Origin of the sequence: Streptomyces sp. GESEQ-4, assembly GCF_017948455.1 — a bacterium.
Classification (GTDB): Bacteria; Actinomycetota; Actinomycetes; order Streptomycetales; family Streptomycetaceae; genus Streptomyces.
This window is the reverse complement of sequence record NZ_JAFFSU010000019.1, coordinates 88,052-114,876: the sequence shown is the minus strand read 5'-3', so window position 1 is coordinate 114,876 and position 26,825 is coordinate 88,052. Positions and strand designations below refer to the sequence as shown.

The window sequence follows — 26,825 nt, the reverse complement described above, 5'->3', positions numbered from 1 at the left end:
CATCACTATGGTTGCGCCTGCCCACAACACACCCGTGGCCGTACAGTCGATAGCCGGACGGCTGGGCACGCACCCGAACATGACGACAGGAGACGACGTGGGGACCGTAACGATCGGTGTGTCGATCGCGGTCCCGGAGCCTCACGGCAGCCTGCTCCAGGAGCGGCGCGCGGGCTTCGGCGACGCCGCGGCGCACGGCATCCCCACGCACGTCACGCTGCTGCCGCCGACAGAGGTCGACGACGGCGAGCTGCCCGCGATCGAGACCCACCTCGTCGAGGTCGCGGCAGCCGCGCGCCCCTTCCCGATGCGGCTGTCCGGCACGGGCACCTTCCGCCCCCTGTCCCCGGTCGTGTTCGTCCAGGTCGTCGAGGGCGCCGCGGCCTGTACCTGGCTGCAGAAGCAGATCCGCGACGCGTCCGGCCCGGTCGCGCGCGAACTGCAGTTCCCGTACCACCCGCATGTCACCGTGGCGCACGGCATCGACGACGAGGCGATGGACCGCGCCTTCGAGGCACTCGCCGACTACACCGCCGCCTGGCCCTGCACCGGCTTCGCGCTCTACGAACAGGGCGCCGACGGCGTATGGCGCAAGCTGCGCGAGTACTCCTTCGGCAGCGCGGTCGTACCACCGCAGCCGGGCCGCGCGGAGCGCGGCTCCCTGCCGGCTCGCTAGGGCTCGGCCCTAGATCGGCAGCCGCCGGAACACCGCACGCGGCACATGCCGCAGCGCCGACATCACCAGCCGCAGCGCGCCCGGCACCCACACCGTCTCCGAGCGCCGCCTCAGGCCCAGCTCGATGGCCGTCGCGACCGCCTCCGGAGTCGTGGCGAGCGGTGCCTCTTCCCGGCCGGCGGTCATCTTCGACCGTACGAACCCGGGGCGTACGACCATGACGTGCACGCCGGTGCCGTGGAGCGCGTCGCCCAGGCCCTGGGTGAAGGTGTCGAGGCCGGCCTTGCTGGAGCCGTAGATGAAGTTGGCGCGGCGGGCGCGTTCGCCGGCGACGGAGGAGAGCACGACCAGGGAGCCGTGGCCCTGGGTCTGCAACGCGCGCGCGGCGACGAGTGCCGAGGACACCGCGCCCGTGTAGTTGGTCTGCGCGACCCGTACCGCGGCGGCCGGGTCGCGTTCGTCGTGCGCCTGGTCGCCGAGGATGCCGAAGGCGAGCAGCACCATGTCGATGTCGCCCTCGGCGAAGACCTTGTCGAGCACCGTCTCGTGGGAGCCGGGGTCGAGCGCGTCGAAGGGGACGGTGTGCGCCTCGGCCCCCAGGGCGCGCAGTTCGGCGGCGGCCCCGTCGAGTGCGGGCGTCGGGCGGCCCGCCAGCCACACCGTGCGGGTGCGGCGGGCGATCAGGCGGCGCGCGGTGGCCAGCGCGATCTCGGACGTACCGCCGAGGACGAGCAGGGACTGAGGGAGGCCGAAGGCGTCCTTCACGACAGCTCCTAGAGGTTGCCTAGAGGGTGAGGCGGCGCGACAGGTCCGACACGAACACCCCGCGCGGATCCAACTGCGCACGCAGGGCGCGGAACTCGTCGAGCCTGGGGTACATCGAGGTGAGCAGTTCCGGACGCAGCCGGGAGTCCTTGGCCAGGTAGACGCGCCCGCCCGCCGCGGCCACCTCCTCGTCCAGTGCGTCGAGGAAGGCGCCGAGGCCGGGCAGCCCGGCCGGGATGTCCAGGGCCAGCGTCCAGCCGGGCACGGAGAAGGAGAGCCAGCCCGGGTCGGCGTCCCCGAACCGCTTGAGGACGGCGAGGAACGACGGGCAGCGGTGCTCGCGGATACGCCGCACGATCCGGCGCAGGGCGTCCTCCTGGCCGTATCCGACGACGAACTGGTACTGCACGAAGCCGCCGCGGCCGTAGACGCGGTTCCAGTGGGGGACGCCGTCGAGGGGGTGGAAGAAGGTGGAGAGCTTCTGCAGTTGACCGATACGCGCGCGTGGCGCCTTCCGGTACCAGAGCTCGTTGAACAGGCCCACGGTGGTGCGGTTGAGCAGCCCCTCCGGGAGGCAGGCTGGCGCGGGCGGCAACTGGGCGGGGCGGAAGGAAAGCGGGGCTCTACGCGCGCGTGCGGGCAGCGAGTCGAGTGGTGCGTGGTCGCCGCGGGTCAGCACCGCGCGGCCCGTCGCGGCGCCGCGTGCCAGGAGGTCGATCCAGGCGACCGAGTAGCGGTAGAGGTGGTCGGTCGCGGTCAGACGGGCCATCAGGTCGTCGAGGTCCGTGGCGCGTTCGGTGTCGACGGACATGAGGGAGGTCTGGACCGGCTGGAGCTGGACCGTCGCGGTCAGGATGACGCCGGTCAGGCCCATGCCGCCGGCCGTCGCGTCGAAGAGTGGGGTGTCGCGGCCGACGGTGCGGATCTCGCCGTCGGCGGTGAGGAGTTCCAGCGACAGGACGTGCCGGGTGAAGGAGCCGGACACATGGTGGTTCTTGCCGTGGATGTCGGCGCCGATCGCGCCGCCGACGGTCACCTGGCGGGTGCCGGGCGTGACGGGGACGAACCAGCCGAGCGGCAGCAGGACTTCCATCAGGCGGTGCAGCGAGACACCCGCGTCGCACAGGACGGTGCCGCCGTCGGCGTCGATGGCGTGGATCCGGTCCAGGCCCGTCATGTCGAGCACGGTCCCGCCGGCGTTCTGCGCCGCGTCCCCGTACGCCCGTCCCAGCCCCCTGGGGATGCCGCCGCGGACCCCGCAGCCCCGGACGGCCGCCGCGGCTTCCTCGTACGTCCGTGGGCGGATCAGCCGGGCGGCGGTGGGAGCGGTGCGGCCCCATCCCGTGACGGAAACGGTGTCGGCAGACATGCGGTGACCGTATAGCCGCGGCTTATCGCCCTGTTTCGTAACATTCCGTCACTCGCCGAAATGGGTGATTAATGGGATGTCGATCAATATTGCCGTAATTCCGGCAGGGGTGGCGTGAACAGTGAGTCCAGTGGACGACTTCGACACCATGGACGACCGAATCCTTTCCGCCTTCCATGCCTGCGGTGCGGATCCGCGCGTCGCGGGCGCCGCGCGCGCCCTGTCGTGGGCCGGTGAGCACGGTGCGCTGTGGATCGCGGCGGGTCTCGCCGGTGCGGCCGTGGACGGAGCGCGGCGCGGCGCCTGGTTGCGAGGCACAGCGCTCACCGCGGGCGCGCACGTCGCCAGCATGGGCGTGAAGCGCGTCGTACGCCGTGCGCGTCCCACGCATCTCGCGCCCCGCGTGCGCACCGCCGGCCGCCACTCCTTCCCGAGCTCGCACGCCACCTCGGCAGCCGCGGCCGCTATCGCCTACGGCGCACTCGGTGCCCCCCTCGTCCCCCCGCTCGCCGTCGCCATGTGCCTCTCCCGCCTGGTCGTCGGCGTGCACTACCCGTCCGACGTCGCGGCGGGGGCCGCCCTCGGGGCGCTGACGGCGCGGCTCGGGGCGCGCTGGATGCGAGGGAGCAGACATGACTGAGACGGCACCTCTCAGGACCTCCGCCGACGGCACCCGTCCCACCAAAGCCGCGCACTACCCGGACGGCGCGCGCCCCACCCCCAACGCACCCCCCACCTCCAACGCGCCCCCCAGACGCACCCTCCTCCGCGGCCTCCTCACGACCGCACGCCCCAAGCAGTGGGTCAAGAACGTCCTGGTCGTCGCCGCCCCCGCCGCCGCGGGGCAGTTGCTCGTGCCCGGCGCACTCACCCGCATCGCTCTGGTCTTCGCGCTGTTCACGGCCTGCGCCGCCGCCGTCTACCTGATCAACGACGCCCGCGACGCCGACGCCGACCGCGCCCACCCCACCAAGTGCCACCGCCCCGTCGCCGCCGGCCAGGTCCCCGTACCGGTCGCCTACGCCGTCGGCGGTGTCCTCGCCGTCCTCGCGCCCCTCGCGGCGGCCTGGCTCACCACGCCCGCCGTCGCGGCGCTGCTGACCGCGTACATCGGCATGCAACTGGCGTACTGCGTCAGCCTCAAGCACGTCCTGGTCGTCGACCTCGTCGTCGTCACCACCGGGTTCCTGATGCGCGCGATGGCCGGCGGGCTCGCGCTCGACATCCCCCTGTCGCGCTGGTTCCTGATCACCACCGGCTTCGGCGCGCTGTTCATGGTGTCCGCCAAGCGCTACTCCGAAGCCGTCCAGCTGGCCGGCACAGCGGGCGCCACGCGCGCGTTGCTCACCGAATACACCACCGGCTACCTGCGTTTCGTATGGCAGCTGGCGGCCGGCGTCGCCGTCCTCGGCTACTGCCTGTGGGCCCTCGAGGAGGGCGGCGTCCCCGACACCAGTGTCCTGCCGTGGCGGCAGCTGTCCATGGTCGCCTTCATCGTGGCGATCCTCCGCTACGCCGTCTTCGCCGACCGCGGCACCGCGGGCGAACCCGAGGACGTCGTCCTCCACGACCGCGCCCTCGCACTCATCGCGCTGGCCTGGCTGGCGATGTACGGCTTGGCGGTGGCCAACTGGTGAACCTCCCGCGCGGCCGTGAACTGCTGGGATTCGGCTCAGTGGGCCTCCTCGCCTACGCCGCCGACCTCGCCCTCTTCACCTGGCTGCGCGGCCCCGCCGGCATCGAACCGCTCACCGCCAAGGTGATCTCCTTCGTGGCCGGCTGCTCAGTGGCGTACATGGGCAACGCGTTCGGCACCTACCGGGCCACCAGACCGCGCGGACTGCGCCCGTACGCCGTGTTCTTCGCGGTGAACGCCGCGGGGGCGCTCGTCCAGCTCCTGTGCCTCGCCGTCAGCCACTACGGCCTCGGCTTCACCTCGCAGCGCGCGGACACCGTGTCCGGCGCGGGAATCGGCATGGCGATCGCCACTGTCCTGCGGTTTTGGGGCACTCGGACATTGGTCTTCCACAACAAGGGCAGAGTCGGATCATGGACTGGCTGAAAAAGCTCCCTGTCGTCGGGTCGCTGATGGCCCGATTGATGGTCACGCACGCGTGGCGCTCGTACGAGCGGCTGGACCGGGTGAAGTGGACGCGGCTCGCCGCCGCGATGACGTTCATCAGCTTCGTGGCGCTCTTCCCGCTGCTGACGGTGGCCGCCGCCGTCGCGGCGGCGACCCTCAGCGAATCCCGGCAGAACGAGCTGGAGGACAAGATCGCCGAGCAGGTGCCCGGCATCTCCGAGCAGCTCAACATCGACGGCCTGGTCGCCAACGCCGGCACCGTCGGCCTCATCGCCGGCGCCGTGCTGCTGTTCACCGGCATCGGCTGGGTCGGCTCGATGCGCGACTGTCTGCGCGCGGTGTGGGAGCTGCCCGACAGCGAGGAGAACCCGGTCCTGAGCAAGGCCAAGGACGCGGGCATCCTCGTAGGCCTCGGCGGCGCGCTCCTCGTGACGCTGGCCGCCTCCACCGTCGCCTCCGCGATGGTCGGCTGGATCACCGAGCGGATCGGCATCAAGGAGGGCGGCTGGGGCGGGGTCCTGCTGTACGTCGCCGCGTTCGCCGTCGCCGTCCTCGCGAACTTCCTCGTGCTCCTGTACGTCCTCACCCTGCTGCCCGGCGTCGAACCGTCCCGCCGCCGGCTGATGGTGGCCGCGTTGATCGGCGCGATCGGGTTCGAGCTGCTCAAGCTGCTGCTCAGCGGCTATATGCAGGGCGTGGCCGCGAAGAGCATGTACGGCGCGTTCGGCGTCCCCGTCGCCCTGCTGCTGTGGATCAACTTCACCTCGAAACTGGTCCTGTTCTGTGCCGCGTGGACGGCGACGGGGAGCAAGGAGGAAGAGCTCAGGGACGTGTCCGGCGACGTACCAGATCAGGCAGCGGCCACCGGCGGTTGACCAGGAACGCGCCCGCCGCGAGCAGCACCAGCACCCCGCCGGTGATCGCCAACGCGACCCCGACCCCGCCGGAACCGCTCTGGGCCGCCGCCCCCGTCACCGGCTTCGCGGACGCCGCGCTGTCCCCGGCGCCACCGGCCTCGCCGCCGTTCTCCCCCGGCTGGGCGCCGCCGGCCTGCGCCGCGCTCTTCGGGGGCACCAACTCGCCCACCGGGTCCACCTTCCCGGCCGCCTTGAACCCCCAGTCGAAGAGCGCGGCGGTCTCCTTGTAGACCTCGTTGGCCGCGTCCTTCTCCGGGTTCATGACGGTGACCAGCAGCACCTTGCCGTTGCGCTCGGCGACGCCGGTGAAGGTGGAGCCGGCGTTGGTGGTGTTGCCGTTCTTGACGCCCGCGATGCCCTGGTACTGGGCGAGGCCGCTGTCGCCGGTCAGCAGCCGGTTGGTGTTCTGGATCTCGAAGGTCTCGCGGACCTTCTTGCCCTTCTTGTTCTTCGTCGTCTTGCCCGGGAACTTCGCGGACACCGTGGAGCAGTACTCGCGGAAGTCCTTCTTCTGCAGCCCGGAGCGGGCGATCAGCGTCAGGTCGTACGCGGAGGAGACCTGCTCGGGGGCGTCGTAGCCGTCGGGGCTGACCACGTTCGTGTCGAGGGCCTGGAGCTCCTCGGCGTGCTCGTTCATCTCCTTGACGGTGTCCGCGACACCGTCGTTCATCGCGGACAGCACATGCACCGCGTCGTTGCCGGAGCGCAGGAAGACGCCGAGCCACAGGTCGTGGACCGTGTACGTCTCGCCCTCCTTGATCCCGACCAGGCTGGACCCGGAACCGATGTCGGCCAGGTCGCCGGGCACCACGGTGTGCTTCATGGTCTTCGGGAACTTCGGCAGCACGGTGTCCGCGAACAGCATCTTCAGGGTGCTCGCCGGGGGCAGCCGCCAGTGCGCGTTGTTCGCGGCCAGCACATCACCCGACTCGGCGTCGGAGACGATCCACGACCGCGCGGACAGATCCTTGGGGAGCACCGGCACCCCGCTCGCGAGATTGACCTGCGCCCCCGCCTTCCCGAGCCGGGCGCCGCCCACGGCCGACATGTTCGCCGGGGGAGTGACCGAGGGCGTCGGCTTCGGCGTCGGCTTGGGAGCCGCGAGAACCGGCGCGGCGGTCAGCGAAAGGGACAACAACGTGGCGGAAGTGACCAGCAGGGATCGCCTGGCGGTCTTCATGGGTGCGGACACGGTCGAGAACGTACCTGTCGCGGGCCGGGAAGTCCCACCGCCCGCCCCACCCCGGCGGCGGATCCGGACAGGCGGCGGCGATACTGAAGGCATGAAGCTCAGCCGCCCCGTCTCCTGGTTCCTGCTCGCCTTCGGGGTGTGGAGCTGGATCATCTGGATCACTTTCGTCAAGAACCTCGTCAAGGACGGCAGCGGGCTCGCGTTCGACGACGCGGGCGACCCGACCGCGTACTTCTGGGTGCACCTGCTGCTCGCCGTCGTTTCCTTCGTATTGGGGACGGTCGTCGGCGGCATCGGGTTGCGCGGAATTCGCGCACTGCGCCGAACGTCATAACTGACAAGCCGTACTGGACCGTCGACAACTGAGGGATACGACACCGTGGTCATCGTCTTCGCGCTCGTGGCGCTGCTCGTGCTGGGCGCGTTGGCGGCGGGCAACTGGTTCGTCTGGCGCCGCCTGTTCCGCGACACGACGCGCGGTCCTGGCCTGGTGCGGCGTACGGGCGCGGTGGTGATCGCGGGCGGCTGGACCCTGACGATCACGGCCTTCGTGGCCGAACGCTCCGGCGCCCCGTTCTGGCTCCAGCAGGTTCTGGCCTGGCCGGGCTTCCTGTGGCTGGCCCTGTCGATATATCTCCTTCTGGCCGTGCTGGCGGGTGAGGTCGTACGACCCCTGCTGCGGCGGTGGCTGGAGCGGCGGGCGTCCGCGGAAGTCGCCGTACCGCAGGCCGTACCGCAGGAGGAACCCGTACCTGTGGGTGCGCCGGCCGACCCGCCCGCACCGGAGCCCGTATCCCCCGAGGCCCCGCCCGCCCCCTCCCGCCGCCTCTTCGTCTCCCGAGTCATCGGCGGCGCCGCGGCCGCGGCCGCCGTCGGCACGGTCGGGGTCGGTACGTACGGCGTCCTGAACGGCCCGGGTGTGAAGCGGGTCACCGTCCCGCTGGCGAAACTCCCGCGCGCGGCGCACGGTTTCCGGATCGCCGTCGTCAGTGACATCCACCTGGGCCCGGTCCTCGGCCGGGGCTTCGCGCAGAAGGTCGTCGACACGATCAACGCGACCCAGCCCGATCTGATCGCGGTGGTCGGCGACCTGGTGGACGGCAGCGTCAAGGACCTGGGCCCGGCGGCGGCACCCCTGGCGCAGCTGAGGGCACGGCACGGCGCGTACTTCGTCACCGGCAACCACGAATACTTCTCCGGCGCCGAGCAGTGGATCGAGGAGGTGCGCCGGCTCGGCCTGCGCCCACTGGAGAACGCCCGTACGGAACTGACCCACTTCGACCTCGCGGGCGTCAACGACGTCTCGGGCGAGGACGAGGGCCAGGGCCCCGACTTCGCGAAGGCCCTCGGCGACCGGGACACGGCACGCGCGTGCGTGCTCCTCGCCCACCAGCCCGTCCAGATCCACGACGCCGTCGACCACGGCGTCGACCTCCAGCTCTCCGGCCACACCCACGGCGGCCAGCTCTGGCCCGGCAACCTCATCGCCGCCGCCGCCAACCCGACCCTCGCGGGCCTGGAGCGCTACGGCGACACCCAGCTCTACGTCTCCCGCGGCGCGGGCGCGTGGGGGCCGCCGACGCGGGTGGGCGCGCCGTCGGACATCACGGTGGTGCAGCTGGCGTCACGCCAGGCATGACGGCGGGCGCTTCGCGGATTGTGCCGGGTTGGGTCGTGAGTCGCCTGCGGGTGCGTCGTGGCTGGTCGCGCAGTTCCCCGCGCCCCTTGCGGCGCTGCTGAACCGGACATGGCTGGATCTGACGCGATCTCGTTGCCTTGTCTTGTGCGGGAGTGTCTCCGGGCAGCTTCTCTACACAGCACCATGTGACGGAGGTGTGTGGGATGAGGAGCAGACGTGGTGAGACGCAACTCCTTCCGGCTGCCCCGGCATCCGGCTTCCGTCGGTCTCGCCCGGCGGAGGGTGCGGGACCATCTGACCGACTGGGGACACGGCCCGCAGGACCCGGCGCTGGCCGACGCGGTCCTGCTGGTGTCCGAGCTGGCCACCAACGTCGTACGCCATGGTCCTTTGCTGGAACGGGAGTTCGAGGTGGCGGTGACCGCTCTCGCGGACGGCTCCTGTCTGATCGAGGTGTCGGACGAGGACCAGGCGGAGCCCCGGCCGCGCGTGGTGGGCGAGTGGGAGGAGACCGGCCGCGGACTCCATCTCGTGGAGAGCATCGCGGCGGCGTGGGGCGTGTGGAGCCGCGGCCGACATGGCAAGACCGTCTGGGCGCTGGTGCCGGCCGCCTCCTAGGGCGAGTATCGACTGCCGTCCCGGTTCCGGTCGGCACCCGGCTCAGGTTCCGGGGAGGATACGGCGCGTTTCGTAGGCCCACATCGCGATCTCGACCCGGTTGCGGGCGCCGAGTTTGGCCATCAGGCTGGCCAGATGCGTCTTCACCGTGCTGAGGCTGATGTGCAGTGCGTCGGCGATCTCGGTGTTGGTCAGCCCGCGGGCGACGGCGAGGAGCACCTGCTCCTCGCGGGCGGTGACGGGGGAGACCGGCTGGGCCACGGGCCGGCCGGCGGGCAGGTCCGCGAACGCCTGGAGCAGACGGACGGTGACGCTGGGCGCGATGAGCGCCTCACCGCCGGACGCCGACCGTACGGCCTGGGCCAGAAGGTCCGGTCCCGTGTCCTTGAGGAGGAATCCGCGGGCGCCGGCACGCAGCGCGCCGTAGACGTACTCGTCGAGGTCGAACGTGGTGATGACGACCACGGCCAGCGGGTCGGCGACGCCCGGGCCGGCGACCAGCCGGGTGGCCTCGAGCCCGTCGAGTACGGGCATGCGGATGTCGAACAGGCAGACGTCGGGGCGTAGTTCGCGGGCCAGACGTACCGCTTCCTGTCCGTCGGCGGCCTCGCCGACCACCTCGATGCCGGGCTGGGCGTTCAGCATGATCCGCAGCCCGGTGCGGATGATGGTCTGGTCGTCAGCGACGAGAACGCGAATGGACACCGTTCTCGCTCCTCGCGCTCGGCAGTTCGGCGTCGACATGCCAGCCCCGGTCGGTACCCGGGCCGGCTCGTAGTGTGCCGCCGAGCAGCGTCGCGCGCTCGCGCAATCCGGTAAGTCCGTATCCGTCGCGACCCCGGCCGGTGCGCCGGCCGTTGTCGCGCACGCTCACCCGCACCATGTGCCGTTCCGCGGCGACCCGGACGACGACCTCGGTCGCGTCGACCGCATGGCGCAGCGCGTTGGTCACCGACTCCTGCACGATCCGGTAGACGGCCGCGTCCACGGCCGGGGGCAGCGCGTCCAGCTCGCCGTCGAGCCCCAGGTCGACCCTGAGGCGACCACCCGGGGTGCGCACCAGGCGCTCCAGATCCGCGACTCCGGCAGGGGGCGCCAGCTCGGCGCCGACCCCGCGGTCGCGCAGCGCGGCGACCATGGCGCGCATTTCCTCCAGCGTGCGCGCCCCTTCCTCCTCGACCCCCTCCAGCGCATCGACGGCGGCGGACCGGTCGGGGCCCGCGAGCACCCGGCCCGCCTGGGCGATGATCACCATGGCCGACACGTGGTGGGCCACCGTGTCGTGCAGTTCCCGGGCGAGCTGCTCGCGCTCGCGGGAGCGCACCTGCTCCAACTGCCGCTCGCGAGCCGTCCCCCAGAACCGCACGGCAGCCCCGACCACGCCGGGCAGCAGCAGGAAGACGTAGCCCACGACCTTTTCGACGACCGGGCTCTCGTACGTGACGACACACAGCGCGCCGACCGCGAGGATCACCGCGCCGCCCAGCACGATCTCGCGTCCCGATCCCCACCGGAGCAGCGCGTACACCAGCACGAGCACGACCGCGCCGGTGTCCAGGCCGACGGGCTCGCGCGGTGCGGCGACGAGCGAGGCAACCGGAAGCAGGACTATCGAGCCGAACGCCAGCGTCACCATCGCCAGCGGGCGGGTCCGGCGCCACAGGAGCAGCAGGCACAGCCATACGGCGAACACCACCGCCACCGGCCGCCACACGACGTTCTCGCGCAGGGTGGCCTCCAGCGCCACACCGGCAAGGCCCGCGGCGAGCAGCGCCCAGTCCCGCCGCACCCGGGCGGGCGCGTCGGGCGGCCGGGGTTCGGTCCACAGGGTTCGCAGGTCGTCTCGGAGCACGGTTCTCAGCCTAGGGACCGCGGCGCGCAGCGCATCGGCCGAAAGGACGGGTCGTCACTCCACCCCGGGGCCGACGGATCCGCGGCCCGCGGGCCGATGCCGCGGAGCGCCGTGGCGACGAGCCTCGGCATCGGCGGCCGTACACGGACGGCCGACGAGGTGGTTGGAGGACCCGATGCTCTCGAAAGCCCTGTTGCGTCTGGGCGCAAGCGCCGCCCGCCATCCCTGGCGGGTGATCGCGGCATGGCTGATCGCCGCCACGCTCGCCGTCCTCGCCGCCGTCGCGTTCGGCGGGCGGACCGCGGACTCGTTGACCGCTCCGGGACTGGACTCCCGGCGGGCCGCGGAGCTGATCGAGCGGGCAGGCACCGGCCAGGAGGGGATGACCGCCCAAGTGGTCGTCACCCCCCTCGACGACGGTGCGACGTTCTTCGACGACGACGGCGCGCGCACCGCTCTCACGCGGCTGCGGGCCGAGGTGAAGCGGCTGCCGCACGTGCTCGGCACGAGCGACCCGGCGGGGGCGCTCGACGCGGGCGGGGACACCGCCGTGCGCGGCGGCCTCGTTTCGGCCGACGGGCGGATCGCGGTCGTCCGGGTGCAGTACCCCGACCAGAGCCGGCTGTCGGCCGAAGACCTCGACGCCCTCGTCGATCTCGGCGACCGGCTGCGCGCCGAGCTGCCGCTGCGCATCGAGATGGGCGGGAACCTCTTCTACGCCTTCTCCGGCTCCGACGGCGGAGCGAGCGAGCTGATCGGCCTCCTCGCCGCGGCCGCGATCCTGTTCCTGGCGTTCGGTTCGCTCGTCGCCGCCGCGCTGCCGATCGGCATGGCGGTCTTCGGGCTGACCGTCGGGGTCGCCACGATGACGGTACTGGCGGGGGTGACGGAGGTCCCCACCTTCGCACCGGTCCTGGGCAGCATGGTCGGGCTCGGAGTGGGCATCGACTACGCGCTGTTCGTGCTCGCCAGGCACCGGGAGTACCTCGCGTGCGGGCTCGATCCGCAGGCGGCGGCCGGACGAGCGGTGGCAACGGCGGGGCGGCCGGTGGTCTTCGCCGGCGGCACCGTCGTCGTGTCGATCCTCGGCCTGGCGGTCGCGAACGTGCCGTTCATGACGGTGGGCGGGATTGCCGTCTCGATGGTCGTCCTGACGATGGTGCTCGCGTCGGTGACGCTGCTGCCGGCCTTCTTCGGCGCGGCGGGCCCGCGCCTGGCCAGGGCCGGCCGGATCAGCCGGGCTCTGCAGACCAGGAAGCCGGGCCGACTCGCACGGCGGCGGGACCCGGCGGCAGGCGCCGCCCACGCCGCCGGGTGGCGTCGCTGGATCGGGCACGTCAGCCGGCACCCGGTGCCGTACGCGGTCGGCGCCGCGGCGCTGCTGCTGACGGCGACGCTGCCCGTGCTCGGCCTGCGCGTCGGCCTGCCCGACGACGGCTCACTGCCCCACAGCCGTACCGAGCGCCGGGCCTACGACCTCGTCGCCGAGGGATTCGGCCCGGGCATCAACGGTCCCCTCGTCATCGCCGCGGACCCCACCGGTGATCCGGGAGTGCTGGACCGACTCGTCGGGGCGGTCGCGGCGGATCCGGGCATCGCATCCGTCGCGCCGACGCACATCGATCCGGCCACCGGCATCGCGACCCTCGTGGTGTTCCCGACCACCAGCCCTCAGGACAAGGCCACGGCCGACACCATCGCCCGGCTGCGCACCGACGTGCTGCCCACGGCGATCGGGCACGGCCCGGCCAGGGCCCACGTCGGCGGCGCCGCCGCGAGCCTGTCCGATGTGGGCCAACGCACCAGCCAACGCCTGCCGGTGATCGTCGCCGCCGTGCTGGCGATGTCGTTCCTGCTGCTGATGCTGGTCTTCCGCTCGATACTCGTACCGCTGAAGGCGGTCCTGCTGAATCTGCTGAGCATCGGCGCGGCCTACGGCATCATGGTCGCGGTCTTCCAATGGGGCTGGGGAGGCGCACTCATCGGTCTGGAAGCGACGGTTCCGATCGTGTCGTTCATCCCGGCGTTCCTCTTCGCCATCCTGTTCGGCCTGTCGATGGACTACGAGGTGTTCCTCCTCTCCCGCGTACGCGAGGAGTACCTGCGCACCGGCGACAACGCCACGGCGATCGTCGAGGGCGTCTCGGGCACCGCCCGGATCATCACCTCGGCCGCCCTCATCATGGTGGCGGTCTTCCTGTCCTTCGCCGTCGCCGAGGACCCCTCCACCAAAATGTTCGGGCTCGGCCTGGCCACCGCGATCTTCATCGACGCCACGGTCGTACGCATGGTGCTGGTACCGGCGACCATGACACTCCTCGGCCGGACCAACTGGTGGCTGCCGAAGTGGCTGGACCGGATACTTCCCCGCGGCCCGGTCGGCACCGACGCGGAATCCACGGCTGAGGCCCCGCGTCCACGGCTGGTCGACCGTTGACCCGACTCCTGCCCACCCTTGGCGATCACGCCCTCGAACTTCGGGGTACGGGCCGTACTCGCCGATCGGCAGGTACGGCCCGATGAACTCCCCATCCGGATCACCCTGGGCGCTACGACGGTATGGGCGCCCGCACCGGCAGGGTGACCGTCACCGCAAGCCCCTCGCCCGGCGCCGTCAGCACCGCCACCTCGCCCCCGTGCGCCCGTACGACACCCTGCACGATCGCCATCCCCAGCCCGCTGCCCGCGCCGCCCCCGGCCCGGAAGAACCGGTCGAAGATCCGGGCCGCGTCCTCTTCCGCGAGCCCCGGCCCCTTGTCCTCGACGCGCAGCCGTACGACGCCGTCGCTCCGCTCCACGCCCAGCCGGACCGGCACATCGGCCGCCGTGTGCGTGCGTACGTTGCCCACCAGGTTGCCCAGCACCTGCCGCAGCCCCGACTCGTCGGCGCGCACAAGCAGGGAGCCGTCGGCGTCGACCCCGATCGGCCGGTCCGGCTGCTGCACCCGCAGATCCTCGGCCGCGTCGCGCACCAGGCGGCTCAAGTCGACGTTCCGGAACCGCAGTTCGGGCTGCTGGTCGAGACGGGCGAGGGTGAGCATTTCGTCGACGAGCCGCCCCATCCGGTCGGACTCCGTCATCACGCGCTCCCCGGCACGCTTCCGCTCGGCGGGATCGGTCAGCATCCCCCTGTCGAACAGCTGGAGATAGCCGCGTATCGCGGACAGCGGGGTGCGCAGCTCGTGCGACGCGTCGGCGACGAAGCGGCGCAGCTGGGCCGCGCTGCGTTCCCGTGTGAGATACGCCGACTCCACCTGGTGGAGCATGGAGTTGAGGGCGAGCCGCAGCTGCTCCACCTCCAGCGTGGCCTCCCGGCTGGACGGCACACGCCGGGTCAGGTCGCCCTCGGCGATCGCCGACGACGTCTCCACCATGTCCTCCAGCGGCCGCATCCGGCGGCTCACACTGAACATGGTCAGACAGGCGAGCAGCGCCAGCAGCATCGTGCCGAAGGCGAAGTCGAGCTTGAGCGCCTTGGCCATGCCTTCGTGCAGGGCTTCGGTGGAGGTGGCGATCAGCACGATCGTGCCGTCGGACAGCTTCGCCCCGACCATCCGGTACGACTCGTCCTCGACCCGCACGTCCTGCGGCTCCGTCTCGGCGGCGAGCGCGGCCGGGTCGTCCGTGGCCTCGGCGAGCTCCCGCTGCCGCTCCGTGGGCGCGAGCGGCCCGAGCGCCACGGGGTTGCCCTTGCCGTCGACAGCGACGAACACGGAGGCCGCCGTGTTGGGCAGCGCGTCGGTGTCGTCGGCGGTGAAGTTGTCGAGGGCGACGGCCAATTCGCCCAGCGACTTGATCTGCTCCATGTTGAACCCGGCGTTCTGCAGCGAGGCACGCTCGCCGACCAGCTCGGAGTCCACCTTGTCGAGCAGATAGTGCCGGGCGGTCATCAGGCTCACCGCGGTCGCCATGACGATGCCGAGCGCCAGCAGCGCCACGTTCGCCAGCGTCAGCTTGGCGCGCAGCGAGTGGATCCCGCCGCGCTTGCACCGAAACCGCCCGAGCATCATGCCAGTCCGTATCCGACGCCCCGCCGGGTGGTGATCACCGGCGCGCCCAGGGCGTCCAGCTTGCGCCGCAGATAGCTGATGTAGGTCTCCACGACGGTCGACTCGGGCGGGGTGTGCTCGTACTGCCAGACGTGGCGCAGGAGTTGCTCCTTGGGGACGATCCGGCCGCCGTTGCGCACCAGGAAGCGCAGCAGGGCGTACTCGGTGGGGGTGAGCTCGACCGTCCGGCCCGCGCGGTGCACGCAGTACGTCGTCTCGTCCAGCTCCAGATCGCCGTACCGCAGTGGTGGGCGCTGCGGGAGGACGTCCGACGACCGGGTGCGCCGCAGGACCGCCGTGATCCGTGCGACGACCTCGTCGATGTTGAACGGCTTGGTGATGTAGTCGTCGCCGAAGCCGAGGGCGCCGACTATCTCGGCGGGCGAGTCGCGCGCCGTGAGGAAGACCAGCGCCAAATCCGGCCGCGCGGCCCGCAGTTGGTGGCCCAGGGCCCGGCCGTCGCCGTCCGGCAGCATGACGTCGAGCAGGGCGGCGTCCGGCCGCGTCCGCTCGGCGAGCGTGAGTGCCTCACGGACGGTGCCCGCGATCATCACCTCGAACCGGTGGTAGCGCAGCGCTATGGCGAGGACGTCCGCGATGCTCTCCTCGTCCTCGACGACCAGCACAGTGCCTGGAGCCTTCGACATGTCCCCAGTATCGGCGCGGGCACTGACAACGGGGCCCGTTCCGGTCTTTGGAGTTCCTTGAGAGTCATGGGCGGGTCATGTCCACGCACGCGTGCCGCCGCCAATCCTGTTGCCCAGGACCTGGGGGACCAACCGAACCGAGCGACGAAGGAGCTTGAGCGTGGCGGCATTGGCACGCTGGTGCTATCGGCACCGGCTGGTGGTCCTGTTGCTGTGGGTGGGGGCACTGTTCGGCGTGAGCTTCGCGGGATCGGCCGCGGGCACGGACTACGCGAACGTCTTCTCCCTGCCCAACACGGACTCCAAAAAGGCGTACGACCTGATGGAGAAGGCGTTCCCGGAGAGTTCCGGCGACACCGACACGATCGTGTGGAAGGTCGACGAGGGCTCGGTGCGGGACGCGTCCGTGCAGTCCCGGATCGAGCCCGCGCTGAACGAGATCGCGGGCACGGAGGGGGTCGGCGAGGTCACCAGCCCGTACGCGGCTGAGGGCGGAGCCGCGCAGATCAGTGAGAACGGGCGGATCGCCTACGCCCAGGTCACCTTCACCGAGCAGGCGAACGCCGTACCCAAGGAGCTGGTGGAGGACGTCGTCGACACGGCGCAGAACGCCGAACGCGACGGCCTGCAGGTGGAGTTGGGCGGCCAGGCGATCACCCGGGTCCAGGAGGCGGCCCAGGGTACGTCCGAGCTGGTCGGCATCCTGGCGGCGGCCATCGTCCTCTTCCTCGCCTTCGGCGCGTTCTTCGCGATGCTGCTGCCGATCGTCGTGGCGGTCGTCGCGCTGGGCATCGGCCTGATGGGGACGGGACTGATCAGCCATGTAACGAACGTCCCCGATGTCGCCCCGCTGCTCGGCTCGTTGATCGGCCTGGGCGTGGGCATCGACTACGCGCTGTTCATCGTCACCCGGCACCGGCGCGGCATCCTGCGCGGGATGAAGCCGGAGGAGGCGGCGGTGAAGGCCCTCAACACCTCGGGACGTGCCGTGCTGTTCGCGGGCGGCACCGTGGTCATCGCCCTCGCCGGCATGCTGGTGATGAATCTGCGCTTCCTCGACGGCGTGGTCATCGCGACGTCCCTGACCGTCGTGCTGGGCGTGCTGGCCGCGGTCACCCTGCTGCCTGCGCTCCTCGGACTGCTCGGCATGCGGGTCCTCAGCCGCCGACAGCGGCGCCGGCTCGCCGCGGCGGGACCGGAGCCGGAGCACGCGAGCGGGCCGGCGGCGCGCTGGTCGGCGTACGTCGAACGCCGCCCCCGCTCCACCGCCGCCGTGGCCCTCCTCGTCATGGTCGGCCTCTCGATCCCCGTCCTGTCGATCCGGCTCGGCACCTCGGACCAGGGCAACCACAAGGAGTCGACGACGACCCGGCAGGCGTACGACCTGCTCGCCGAGGGCTTCGGGCCCGGCTTCAACGGACCGCTGCAGGTGGTGGTGGACGGCGAAGCCACGACGGGGCTCGTCTCGAGCATCGAGTCGACGGAGGGTGTGGCGGCGGTCGCCGCACTGCCGCCCGCGAACGGCGTCTCGGTGATCCAGGTGGTTCCGACCACGTCACCGCAGGATGTGGAGACCGACCGGCTGATCGACCGCCTGCGCGACGACGTCATCCCAGCGGCCGATGTCGAGGCGCACGTGGGCGGGGTGACGGCGGTGTCCAAGGACTTCGCGTCGGTGACCGCCGACCGCCTCCCGTACTTCATCGCGGCGATCATCACCCTCGGTTTCCTGCTGCTGATGGTGGCCTTCCGATCCTTGGTGGTGCCCCTGACGGCGGCGGTGATGAACCTCGTCGCGGCGGCCGCGTCCTTCGGCGTACTCGTGGCGATCTTCCAATGGGGCTGGGGCACCGAGATCCTCGGCCTCGGCAAGGAGGGCCCGATCGCCGCCTTCCTGCCGGTGATCATGCTGTCCCTGCTCTTCGGCCTCTCGATGGACTACCAGGTGTTCCTGGTGAGCCGGATGCACGAGGAGTGGGTGCACACCAAGGACAACGCGCGTGCGGTCCGCGTGGGCCTGGCGGAGACGAGCCGCGTCATCAACTGCGCGGCCCTGATCATGATGTGTGTCTTCAGCGCCTTCATCCTCAGCGGTGAGCTGGAGGCCGCGATGGCGGGCATCGGCCTCGCCGGGGCGGTCGCCCTCGACGCCTTCATCCTCCGCACCGCCCTGGTACCGGCCGCGATGCATCTGCTCGGCAACTCCAACTGGTGGTTGCCGGCCGGCCTGGAGAAGCGGCTGCCGCATCTGGCGGTGGAACCGCGTGAGGAAGAAACGGAGCCTGCCATGGAGAGTGCTGCCTCAGTCGTCCACGGCTTCATCCGCACGCCCGACGGCGAACCGATCCCGGGCGCGGCGGTGACGCTGCTCTCGAAGGGCGGCCGTCAGCTGGACCGGGTGACCTCTCTGGCCGACGGTTCATACATCCTGTCGGTCCCGGCGCCGGGGGCGTATCTCCTGGCGACGACCGCGGCTTCGTACGGGTCGCGGGCACGGCATGTGGTGGTGGAGGACGGGCCGTTGGTGTACGACGTGGAGTTGGCGGAGGGGGAGGTGGACGCGGTCAATTAGCCCTCGGCTGACCTGCCTTGAGGATTTCGTCGACGTTCAGGGTGACCTCGGCGCCGACGGAGTTCGGGAGGGTGACGATCTCGCCGGGGGAGTGCGGGCGGTGGTTTTCGTATCCGTCCCCGGTGGGATCGGTCAGTACGTGGAGGCGCTGGTGCTTGCGGTCGACGATCAAGTAGACCGGGATCTTGGCACCGGCGTAGGCCTTGACCTTGGTGCGCAGGTCAGTCTTCCAATTGCTGGAGGTGACCTCCAGAACGAGACGAAAGGCGATCGGGGCGTAGCAGTTGTTCTCGACGAGGTGTTCTTCGATGTCGGCATCGGCGATGACAAGGTCGGGGACGGCGTAGTCCTCAGGGCCATCGGGGAGCCAGAGGCCTACGCCTTGGAGTACCTCCGTTTCGCCATCGCCGAGACCGGCGGTCACGAAGGGGCGCATGAGCCTGCTCAGGGCTCGGGCGTGGGCGGCGTCAGGGGGCGGGGACACGAGGATCTGGCCTTCGATGATCTCGACGCGGTAGCCCGGATTGCGGTCCATGAGACGGTTTGCTTCCGCGATCAGCGGACGGTCTCCATGGGGCCGCTCGACGGATGCTGCTGACATCACGTGCCTCCCGTGGGCTGGTGTCGAGAGCATCATCGTAGGCAGGCCGGGCGCCCGATGTCCCCTTCGAACCCGTTCACCCGAAAGTGATCACTCGCCCTGCTGCCCCTTGCCGTCCCCCGGATCCGGCAGCACCTTCGTCATCCCCGGCAAGAAGTCCGTGAACAGCTCATGCACGTCCCGCACCAGGGGCCGCAGCACCCGGAACCGGGCCAGCGACACGCCGCGCGCGGTGAGCCGTGCCCCCCGCTCGGCCAGGCGATAGCTCCGCTCGCGTCCCTCGGTCCGGTCGAAGATCCAGTACAGGATGAGCCCCATCTGGGAGAGCCACATCAACTCGGGGAGGATGTCCCGCAGTTCCTCCGGGACCTTGGTCTTCGTAGCGCCGGAGAGTACCTCGCGGTGGACGGAGATGGCCTCCACGCGCGCGTGCTCCGACTCCGGGGAGAAGGGGCTGAGCGGGCTGTCGGGATCGGCGGCGTTCTTGAAGAACTGCACAGCGAACTCGTGGTACGGCTGTGCGACGTCGAGCCACGCCTTCAGGACGCCCGCGAGCCGCGCCTCCAGGCCCGTCTCCCGGTCCAGGACCTCCCGGACCGCCGCCTGGTGCTCGGCGGCGATCCGGTCGTAGAAGCCCTGGATCAGGTGTTCCTTGCCGGCGAAGTAGTAGTACGCGTTGCCGACGGAGACTCCGGCCTCCTGGGCGATGGCCCGCATGGTGGTCTTGTCGTACCCCCGCTCCTGGAAGAGCCGCATCGCCGTCTCCAGGATCACCGCGCGGGTCTGCTCGGACTTGCTCGGGGTACTGCCCTCATCGGGGCCGTCGTTGTTCGCAGGCACGGAACAAGAGCCTAATCAGCGGCGCAGGCACCGCTGTCGCACCCCGGCGGATCGTAGAACCACCCGAGCTTCGGCTCGTAGGTCCATCCGTCCGCGCGGCGGTACACGCTGCCGCCCCACTGGCCGCCCCCGCCCGTCTGACCACCGCCCCACTGGCTCCCGCGCCATTTGGCGGCGGCCAGCACCGCGCCCCTCGCCAGCCTCGACCCGGTCGGGGTGCTCAGCCGATGAGCGAGCGGCCGGTGCTCGCGCAGCGCCCACAGGACGACGATCCAGGCGGCGGTGTCGCGGTAGACCTGTCCGGAGTCGCCGACGACGGTGATCTCCTCGAGAGTCGCGCGGTGATCGAGCCCGGGAAACCGCCCCCGGGCCTCCCGCGATCCCGCCGGCACCATGTCCAGCGCCACCAGCTGCGGCTGCCGTATGAGCCAGTCGCGCAGGAAGGTGCACAGGGAGCACTCGGCGTCGTACAGGACGGTGAGCCGGCGGACCGGGATCCGGTCCGCCGTATCCACCGTCATGCCTGGACCCAGTCCTGCGGCGCGACCGGCGGCACCTGCTCCCGTTCCATGACGCCCCGCCGCCGTATCCGGTTGAGCACGTACACGTTGCCCAGGTGCATGACCCCGAGCACCAGCAGCACCACGCCGACCTTGGTCGACAGAGCCTCGAAGATCCCGCGGGTGTCCGCGATCGTCCCGTCGCCGCTGAGGTAGAGCGCGACGAACCCGAGGTTGACGAGGTAGAAGCCGACCACCAGGAGGTGGTTGACGGCGTCGGCGAGCTTCTCGTTGCCCTTCAGCACGTCGGCGAGGAAGATCCGCCCGTTCCGGCTGAGCGTGCGGGCCACCCAGACGGTGAGCGCGATGCTGACGAGCAGGTAGATGACGTAGGCGACGACCGTGCGGTCCATGCGCCTCCCCCTTCTTGAACGCGTTCAAAACGCTGACAGGAGAGACTGTAGACCTGCTTTTGAACGTGTTCAATCTGCTGGCGAGGGAGCTGCGTCACACCTTCCGCGTCACCTCAGGCCCTCCGTGCGAGCTCGGGCCGTTTCGTGTAGTCGGTGAGCCCGATGACGTTCCCCCACGGGTCGGCGACCTCGACGGTCCAGCCGGTGGCCCCGGAGAACGGCTCGTCGTGCAGGGCGATACCGGCACCGAGCAGTACTTGGGCGGCGATCTTGGCGTTCGGTACCTCCAGCCACACCTTGGGCGAGGGCCACGTCGGCGGCCGGTGCCCGAACTCCTCCTCGGCCCGCAACAGAATCCCCGGCGTCTCGCCCCCGACCTTCAGCAGCGCGATCCCGGCCTCGTCGAACCGGAACGCCACCGCGAACCCGGCCCGCTCATAGAAGTCGACGGCCTCACCGAGGTCCCCGACGGGCAGCAGCACATTGTCGAAACCGAGCAGCTCGTACGACTCGTCATCTGACATGACGTCAGAGTAAGGAGTGGCGCACCATTCCCGGCGGCAGCAGAGCCCGGGCCGACGGTGTGATCACCCGTTGAGGTCACCTTCTCGGCCGTGAACGGCCGAGCTTGTGTACTCGGTCGTTCACACCTTGTCGCGCTCCCGACTGCCCCCTACGACAGGACGGTCACGGGTCGCATCTCCCCACAATCCGGCCTGTTCAGGCCGATGCGAGGACGGGTGCGGTGACGAACACCCACGCCGAGCGCGCGCGGTCGCGCACGTTGACCCCGGCGACGTGATCGGCAGGCCCAGCGAGGCCGCACCGACGACAGGAGAAACGGTCCCGGTCGGGCCGGTTGGCCCGCTCGGTGTGCCCGCAGCGCGGGCAGCGCTGCGAGGTATAGGCCGCATCCACCTCCACAAACGGCACCCCGGCCCGGCGGGCCTTGTAGGCCAGGTGCTGCCCGAGCTGGTGGAACGGCCAGGAAGACAAGGTGCCCCGCTGGTCGCGGCGAAGCCGTGCCCGGTCCCGGATCCCGTCGAGCTGCTCGACGGCAATCCCGCGACCGGTGCTCCCCCACGCTCGGCTTCGCTCGCGCGGGAGGTGCCCCCATCGCGACGGACACGATCTCCTTCGAGATCCGGTGGTTCACATGGGTGGCATGGCGCTGCTCCTGCTTCGCCCGACGGGCCAGGCGGCGGGTGGCCGAACGGGTGCGCTTGGTCTGGAGTTCGGCGCGTTTGCGGGCCTGCCAGCGCCGGTAGCGGTTCAGCCGACGGCCCTGGTAGTTGGTGCCGTCGCTGGTGCTGGCGAGATTGACGATGCCGCGGTCCACACCGAACCAGTCGGCCGGCTCATACACCTCGGGATCGGGAATGTCGCAGGTCGCGATCAAAAACCACTTCCCGCCCCGCTGGACCAGATCGGACTCGCCCTTACGGTACTCGGCCAGCGTCTTGAGCTGGTCCGACGAGCCGGTGTAGCGGATGCCGCGCATCCGCCCGTCCACCGTCCAGATCGACACCGTCCGCGCGTCCGTCTGCCAGGACAGGCACCGGTCGTCGAACGGCTGCGCCGCCTCGGGCCGGAAAGTGACCGGCGAGCCGACCGCCTTGCGGTACCGCTTCGACTCGGGGCCGCCCAGCCGCCCGGCTTTGAGGCTCGCTGCGAGCGCGCCGTAGGCGTCCACGACCTTCTTCACCACCCGCACCGCGGGCTGTGCCGACAGCCCGAACGTGGCCTTGATGTCCGCGTAGACCAGTTTCTGCAGCCCGTTGCGGTCCTTGATGCCCGATTGGAAGGTGGTCCGGGAGACGTGGTCGGCGGCTCGGTTGCAGGCGCGCAAGGTCGCCTCCAGCGCCGCCGCCTGCTCCGGCGACGGCAACAGCTTCACCTGCACCACCAGCTTCACAGCCCCAAACCTTGGCAGCACATCGCACACCCGGGCGAACTTCGCACATCCTCACCCATCCGCGCGACCATCCAGCACACGCGTACGAATTCCCCGGCTCCGCCGCCGGACAGCAATGCGGGCACTCCGCGCCCGGCCATCGGACGCGGTGACGCTCCGCGTCACCGGTTCGAGATGCGAGTCCTCCCCGGCGTGAACGCCGGGGCATCCTCGCAAGGATCAGGTGAAGCGGCTTCCACGACTGCTCAAGGTCCTGACGGCGGGAACCCGCACCCGGCGTAGGAACGGCGCGGTGGCCGGGGCGGGTCTCCTCCTCAGCCGACCGCGATGCGCGCCTGCCACCACGTGGTGGGGCCGACGACCGCGGTCCCCGTGCTCGAGGTGGTGGCTCTGCCGCCGGGGTGGAAGCGGACGGATCCGTCGGACCGTACGGCCCAGATGTCGGGGATGTTGTCGTTGTTGGCGTCGGGTGTGCCTAGCAGGAAGGGCACATGGCTGACGGCCCAGCCGGAGGCGCTGTACTCCGTGTCGGTGCCGCCGGAGGAGTTGGCGGCGGTGGACAGGGAGTTGAGTTCGACTCCGCCGCCGCTCGCGGCGATGCCCTTGCGGAGGATGAGTCTGCCGGAGGCGGCGCTGCGGTACACGATGTCGGTGACGCCGTCGCTGGAGACGTCCTGGGCGAGGACGATGTCGCGGTCCGCCCAAGAGGAGGCGATCAGGCGTACGGCCTGGTCGACGGTTGCGCCGTGGTAGCCGGTGAAGGCCCACAACTCATCGTCTGTTCCAGCGGCGTTCTTGACGGTGGCGAAGAAGTCGGTGCGGCCGTCGCCGGTGGCATCCCCCGCGGCCACGATCTGTGTGAAGGCGGCCGGGCTGGGTGAGCCCGAGGGCAGCAGAATCTCCTGGCGTCGGTCGATGTTGACAGCACCGTAGCCGTCGCCGGGGTAGACCCAGAGCCTGCCGCCGACGCGGACGACGAGGTCCTGGAGGCCGTCGCCGCCGTAGATGTCGCCGTTGTGGGTGATCAGGGAGCCTTTGAAGTGGCCGTTCGGAGCGGCCACATACGGCGGTTGCTCGTCGTCGCCGTTGGGGTCCTTCTCGGGATTGGCCCGATAGGCGCCCGGCATGGAGTAGTCCAGGTCGCCGGTCCCCTTGGTGATGTCCTGGGCATCCGCCTGGGAGGGGTAGAGGGCAAGGTTGCCGGACTCGGTGACGGTCATGACGTCGGGCATCTGGTCGCCGGTGAAGTCGCCGGGCTTGTCTGCCTGGTCGCGCGGAGTGACGTAGAAGAGGTACTTGGTCGGTTCGGAGACGTTGTCGGCGCTGTCGACGGCGCGGACGAAGAGCACGTTGGGGCCGGCCGTGGGCGGCTTGGCATTGGTGATGGTGCCGCTGACACTGGTCGCCGTGCCGTTGGTGCGGGGCACTCTGCCGGTGTAGGTCGTGGAGTTGTAGCCGTACTCGTAGCGCACGACATCGGTGTTCAGAGCTCGGACGGTGAAGGAGCCGGCTGTGCCGAACTTGATGGTGGACCAGTTGGCGTCCTCGGCGCTGTTGCCGAAGCCGTTCTCGCTGCCGTCTGCATTGGGGAAGTCGGTGGATGACACCTTGGGCGGGCGGGGCGCGGTGGTGTCGAGGACGAACCGGCAGGGTGTCTTCGGGTACCAGCCGGAGGTGATGCCCGTGTCGTCGACCGCCCGCACTCGCCAGGAGTACGTGGCACCGGACTTGAGGCCGCTGGTGGAGAACCTCGGCGTGGTGCGCAGCGCGGTGTCGGTGTCGCCGCCCGCGGAGACCTTGCCGGTCGACTTCAGCAGGTCACCGGTGGTGTCCCACTTGCCCAGCTCCCACAGGTCGAAGTCGAAGTAGTCGAGGTTCTTGTCCTTGTCGGTGGCCTTGGCAGTGAAGGTCAGGTCACCGGAGCCCATGCGGACGTACGGCTTGGTGGTCGTGCACTTGCCGTCCGGGCCGAGGTCGAGGGAGTTGGCGACGATCGACGGCTTACGGTTGTAGACGAGTTCGAGCACAGGGGCGAAGTCGCCGTTCGCTTGGAACTTCTTCCAGGCGTACTGGGCGTTCTCGTCACGGGCGCGCAGGCCGAAGGTGATCATGTCCGCGCCCTTGTCGGCGCTCTTCTGGGCGCCGCTCTTCACGTCGAAGGTCTCGAAAGCGTCCCGGCAGCCGGACTTGTAGCCATGCGCGAAGCTCTTGGTGGCCAGTTTGTTGCCGTCGTGCAGTCCGGGCGCGTTCCTCCAGTTGGTGTGCGAGTTGATCTTGCCGGTGAGGTGGACGCTCATCGAGCGGGACTGGCATGACCAGGAGTATGTCTCCAGCATTCGCAGCTTGGCACTGGTGATCTTGGTGCCTTTGAGGCCCTTGTCGAAGGAGATGTTGAAGAACGACCGAGAGGTGCCCCAGGTGTCGGACTCGAAGCCGACGCGGGCCTCGTGGGTGCCGCCCTTGTTGAAGCCCTTGCCGTTGTAGAAGGTGGCGTTGGGGTGCCTGTTGTAGGCAGTGGTCCAGTTCTGGGTGTGCTTCTTGACCGAGGGGTCGATGAAGACCGGGTAGGTGGTCGCCGGGTCGTTCAGGAACTCCTGGTCGGGGGTGAGCGTCCACTGACCCGCGGTGATGTCGGCCTCGACGAGTTCGCCGCGCGAGTCGGGGGACGGGCCGTCCAGGGACGGCAGGCTCAGCGTCGCGGCGGAACCGGTCTGCGAGGGCGCCGGGGTCGGCTCCGCCGGTGCGGTCGGGAGAGGGGACTCCGAGACCGTCGGGGCGGGCCCGTCGCTGGCTGAGGGCAGGATCTCGACGTCGGTGTCACCCTGCTCATCCGACTCGACGGCCTCCTCCGAGGGGCTCGGGGTGTCCGAGGGGGACGCGCTCGCCGAGCCCGTAGGGTCCGGGGACTCGGGTGCGGTGGGCTGAGCGGTGGCGCCGACCGTGCCGTCGGTGACGGCCGGGGTGCCGCTGCTGTCCCACATGAAGGGGGTGGGGGAGACCGCCACCTCTTCGCTGTAGCCGTTCACGGCACTGACCATGCCGGTGATCGGGTTGAGCCGAAAGGTCAGTTCGGCCGAGTTCAGACCGTAGGCGAGCTGTTGCGCATGCGGGTCCGCGGCGGCCTCACGGGTTTTCACGACGACAACCTGGCCGAAGCCGTCGTCGTCGGCGGTCAGCACCAGGTCGCCGCCCGGGAAGATCTCCGGGTACAGGATTCGGTTGCCGTCGACGATGGGCGTGGGCACCGCGCCCGGCCAGGTCAGCTGGATCGAGTAGCCACCGCCGCCCACGTACAGCGTGACGAGCGGGGTTCCGGTGTCGGCGGTGGCGGTCTTCACAAGGGAGACGCGCCGCACAGCCGAGCGGTCGGCGCGCTGCTCGCCCCGGCCTTCGGACCCGGCCGAGAACACCATCCGGGTGTTGGTGGCTTTCGGCTCCCAACCCTCCTTTGTGCGATGGAGGTTGGGGTCGATCTTCTTCCACTCGCCGCCGACCTTGGCGCGGATCGGGGAGGAGTGCAGCCGCTTCTCCATCAGGCCGTCGGGGCGGGCCCACGTGGTGGAGGACGCGGTTCGCGCCGCCGTCACCTCGACCTTCTTCCCTTTCCGGGCGGCGGTGGTGATCGCGGCGGACTCGCTGACGGTCTGCGCCTGCCCGTCCCGGTTGGAAGCGTCGTGCGACCCGTCGCCGTCCAGCCGGAATCCGGCGTACACGATGCCGGTCGTGGCGATCGCGGTGGCGAGCAGCGTCGCGATGGCCCGACGGCCGGGCGTACGGCGCCAGTTGCGCGTCATCGGCCCAGTTCCCCTTCCCCAGATTCCCCGGAATGCAGGCGGACTGGGCAGAGCGCCCCCGCACGGCAGCCGATGATGACTCATGAAGGGGATGTAGTCACCCTGTGGGGAATGAGTGCATGTGGTGTGACTCCCTTCGAGGGCGGAATCACCTGGAAGCTGATGTGGCGGATCGGGCCGCGTCTGCCGACGGGCGCCCCATGTCAGAAATACGCGAATTGCCGCTAGAGCGGGGCAAGTTGGCGATGGATTTGAGCACTGGCGAGTAGCTTCGCTAAGAGAAGCGTAAAGAGTGGGCCGCTGTGCAAGATCTTGCGCTTATGAGCGCCTTACCTTCACTTCATAGCGTTACAGGTCATTACGTACCGTGACCATGGTCACAT

The 26,825-nt window shown here is 70.3% G+C and carries 24 protein-coding genes and 1 pseudogene; 10 read left to right on the top strand and 15 right to left on the bottom strand.

Annotated features, from left to right (window positions below; translation table 11 throughout):
• Positions 1–97 precede the first annotated feature (97 nt).
• On the top strand, positions 98–676 hold the full coding sequence (locus tag KCH48_RS30450) for a 2'-5' RNA ligase family protein (protein ID WP_210578166.1): 579 nt from the start codon (positions 98–100) through the stop codon (positions 674–676).
• A gap of 9 nt (positions 677–685) precedes the next feature.
• Here KCH48_RS30450 and KCH48_RS30445 read toward each other — a convergent pair whose 3' ends face one another.
• Positions 686–1,441, bottom strand: a complete 756-nt coding sequence (locus KCH48_RS30445) for a decaprenylphospho-beta-D-erythro-pentofuranosid-2-ulose 2-reductase (RefSeq protein WP_210578164.1) — start codon at positions 1,439–1,441, stop codon at positions 686–688.
• Positions 1,442–1,460: 19 nt separating this feature from the next.
• On the bottom strand, positions 1,461–2,810 hold the full coding sequence (locus tag KCH48_RS30440; protein ID WP_210578157.1) for an FAD-binding oxidoreductase: 1,350 nt from the start codon (positions 2,808–2,810) through the stop codon (positions 1,461–1,463).
• A gap of 148 nt (positions 2,811–2,958) precedes the next feature.
• Between KCH48_RS30440 and KCH48_RS30435 the strand changes: the two genes are divergently transcribed.
• From KCH48_RS30435 to KCH48_RS30420, 4 genes are read left to right on the top strand one after another with little or no spacing between them, the layout of a single operon-like run.
• Positions 2,959–3,450 (top strand): phosphatase PAP2 family protein, encoded by a 492-nt coding sequence (locus KCH48_RS30435; RefSeq protein WP_210578293.1) that lies wholly within the window; start codon positions 2,959–2,961, stop codon positions 3,448–3,450.
• Positions 3,443–4,447, top strand: coding sequence for a decaprenyl-phosphate phosphoribosyltransferase (locus KCH48_RS30430; protein WP_210578155.1), 1,005 nt, complete (start codon positions 3,443–3,445; stop codon positions 4,445–4,447). The genes KCH48_RS30435 and KCH48_RS30430 overlap by 8 nt, the downstream gene beginning before the upstream one ends.
• Entirely contained in the window at positions 4,441–4,872 is a 432-nt protein-coding gene (locus tag KCH48_RS30425; protein WP_210578291.1) for a GtrA family protein, read from the top strand. Before KCH48_RS30430 ends, KCH48_RS30425 begins: the two co-directional genes overlap by 7 nt.
• Positions 4,860–5,768, top strand: a complete 909-nt coding sequence (locus KCH48_RS30420) for a YihY/virulence factor BrkB family protein (protein WP_210578153.1) — start codon at positions 4,860–4,862, stop codon at positions 5,766–5,768. Before KCH48_RS30425 ends, KCH48_RS30420 begins: the two co-directional genes overlap by 13 nt.
• Here the strand turns inward: KCH48_RS30420 and KCH48_RS30415 are convergent.
• Entirely contained in the window at positions 5,716–7,002 is a 1,287-nt protein-coding gene (locus KCH48_RS30415; RefSeq protein ID WP_374104728.1) for a D-alanyl-D-alanine carboxypeptidase family protein, read from the bottom strand. The two genes, KCH48_RS30420 and KCH48_RS30415, sit on opposite strands and share 53 nt — an antisense overlap.
• 91 nt (positions 7,003–7,093) lie before the next feature.
• Here KCH48_RS30415 and KCH48_RS30410 point away from each other — a divergent pair, with 91 nt between their 5' ends.
• The 3 genes from KCH48_RS30410 to KCH48_RS30400 all read left to right on the top strand — a co-directional run bounded on the left by KCH48_RS30410 (position 7,094) and on the right by KCH48_RS30400 (position 9,259).
• Positions 7,094–7,336 carry an SCO4848 family membrane protein gene (locus KCH48_RS30410; protein ID WP_210578149.1) on the top strand — a complete coding sequence of 81 codons (243 nt, stop codon included), beginning with the start codon at positions 7,094–7,096 and terminating at the stop codon, positions 7,334–7,336.
• A gap of 45 nt (positions 7,337–7,381) precedes the next feature.
• Positions 7,382–8,641: a metallophosphoesterase gene (locus tag KCH48_RS30405; RefSeq protein WP_210578136.1), complete on the top strand. Its 1,260-nt coding sequence runs from the start codon at positions 7,382–7,384 to the stop codon at positions 8,639–8,641.
• Positions 8,642–8,857: 216 nt separating this feature from the next.
• Positions 8,858–9,259 carry an ATP-binding protein gene (locus KCH48_RS30400; RefSeq protein ID WP_210578134.1) on the top strand — a complete coding sequence of 134 codons (402 nt, stop codon included), beginning with the start codon at positions 8,858–8,860 and terminating at the stop codon, positions 9,257–9,259.
• Between the two features lie 42 nt (positions 9,260–9,301).
• Here KCH48_RS30400 and KCH48_RS30395 read toward each other — a convergent pair whose 3' ends face one another.
• Positions 9,302–9,964: a response regulator transcription factor gene (locus KCH48_RS30395; RefSeq protein WP_210578132.1), complete on the bottom strand. Its 663-nt coding sequence runs from the start codon at positions 9,962–9,964 to the stop codon at positions 9,302–9,304.
• Complete coding sequence (locus KCH48_RS30390; RefSeq protein WP_210578130.1) at positions 9,939–11,111, bottom strand: sensor histidine kinase; 1,173 nt, start codon at positions 11,109–11,111, stop codon at positions 9,939–9,941. Before KCH48_RS30390 ends, KCH48_RS30395 begins: the two co-directional genes overlap by 26 nt.
• A 175-nt stretch (positions 11,112–11,286) precedes the next feature.
• Between KCH48_RS30390 and KCH48_RS30385 the strand changes: the two genes are divergently transcribed.
• A complete protein-coding gene (locus KCH48_RS30385) occupies positions 11,287–13,548 on the top strand; it encodes an MMPL family transporter (protein WP_210578129.1) in 2,262 nt (753 codons plus the stop codon).
• A gap of 112 nt (positions 13,549–13,660) precedes the next feature.
• On the opposite strand, the gene KCH48_RS30380 is transcribed toward KCH48_RS30385, so the two are convergent.
• On the bottom strand, positions 13,661–15,118 hold the full coding sequence (locus tag KCH48_RS30380; RefSeq protein WP_374104731.1) for an ATP-binding protein: 1,458 nt from the start codon (positions 15,116–15,118) through the stop codon (positions 13,661–13,663).
• Positions 15,118–15,807, bottom strand: coding sequence for a response regulator transcription factor (locus KCH48_RS30375; protein WP_210578125.1), 690 nt, complete (start codon positions 15,805–15,807; stop codon positions 15,118–15,120). The genes KCH48_RS30380 and KCH48_RS30375 overlap by 1 nt, the downstream gene beginning before the upstream one ends.
• A gap of 169 nt (positions 15,808–15,976) precedes the next feature.
• Between KCH48_RS30375 and KCH48_RS30370 the strand changes: the two genes are divergently transcribed.
• On the top strand, positions 15,977–18,379 hold the full coding sequence (locus tag KCH48_RS30370; protein ID WP_210578290.1) for an MMPL family transporter: 2,403 nt from the start codon (positions 15,977–15,979) through the stop codon (positions 18,377–18,379).
• On the opposite strand, the gene KCH48_RS30365 is transcribed toward KCH48_RS30370, so the two are convergent.
• The 8 genes and pseudogenes from KCH48_RS30365 to KCH48_RS30335 all read right to left on the bottom strand — a co-directional run bounded on the left by KCH48_RS30365 (position 18,372) and on the right by KCH48_RS30335 (position 26,442).
• Complete coding sequence (locus KCH48_RS30365) at positions 18,372–18,980, bottom strand: Uma2 family endonuclease (RefSeq protein WP_210578123.1); 609 nt, start codon at positions 18,978–18,980, stop codon at positions 18,372–18,374. The genes KCH48_RS30370 and KCH48_RS30365 overlap by 8 nt on opposite strands.
• A gap of 90 nt (positions 18,981–19,070) precedes the next feature.
• Positions 19,071–19,820: a TetR/AcrR family transcriptional regulator gene (locus tag KCH48_RS30360; protein ID WP_210578121.1), complete on the bottom strand. Its 750-nt coding sequence runs from the start codon at positions 19,818–19,820 to the stop codon at positions 19,071–19,073.
• A gap of 11 nt (positions 19,821–19,831) precedes the next feature.
• Positions 19,832–20,341: a thiol-disulfide oxidoreductase DCC family protein gene (locus KCH48_RS30355; protein WP_210578119.1), complete on the bottom strand. Its 510-nt coding sequence runs from the start codon at positions 20,339–20,341 to the stop codon at positions 19,832–19,834.
• On the bottom strand, positions 20,338–20,733 hold the full coding sequence (locus KCH48_RS30350) for a hypothetical protein (protein WP_210578111.1): 396 nt from the start codon (positions 20,731–20,733) through the stop codon (positions 20,338–20,340). The genes KCH48_RS30355 and KCH48_RS30350 overlap by 4 nt, the downstream gene beginning before the upstream one ends.
• A gap of 113 nt (positions 20,734–20,846) precedes the next feature.
• Positions 20,847–21,257: a VOC family protein gene (locus KCH48_RS30345; RefSeq protein WP_210578110.1), complete on the bottom strand. Its 411-nt coding sequence runs from the start codon at positions 21,255–21,257 to the stop codon at positions 20,847–20,849.
• A 196-nt stretch (positions 21,258–21,453) separates the two neighbouring features.
• Entirely contained in the window at positions 21,454–21,771 is a 318-nt protein-coding gene (locus KCH48_RS42470; protein WP_307840990.1) for a transposase, read from the bottom strand.
• Positions 21,772–21,919: 148 nt separating this feature from the next.
• Positions 21,920–22,234: pseudogene (locus KCH48_RS42460) on the bottom strand (RNA-guided endonuclease TnpB family protein); the annotation flags it as partial.
• A gap of 728 nt (positions 22,235–22,962) precedes the next feature.
• Complete coding sequence (locus KCH48_RS30335) at positions 22,963–26,442, bottom strand: DNRLRE domain-containing protein (protein ID WP_210578108.1); 3,480 nt, start codon at positions 26,440–26,442, stop codon at positions 22,963–22,965.
• Between the last annotated feature and the right edge of the window lie 383 nt (positions 26,443–26,825).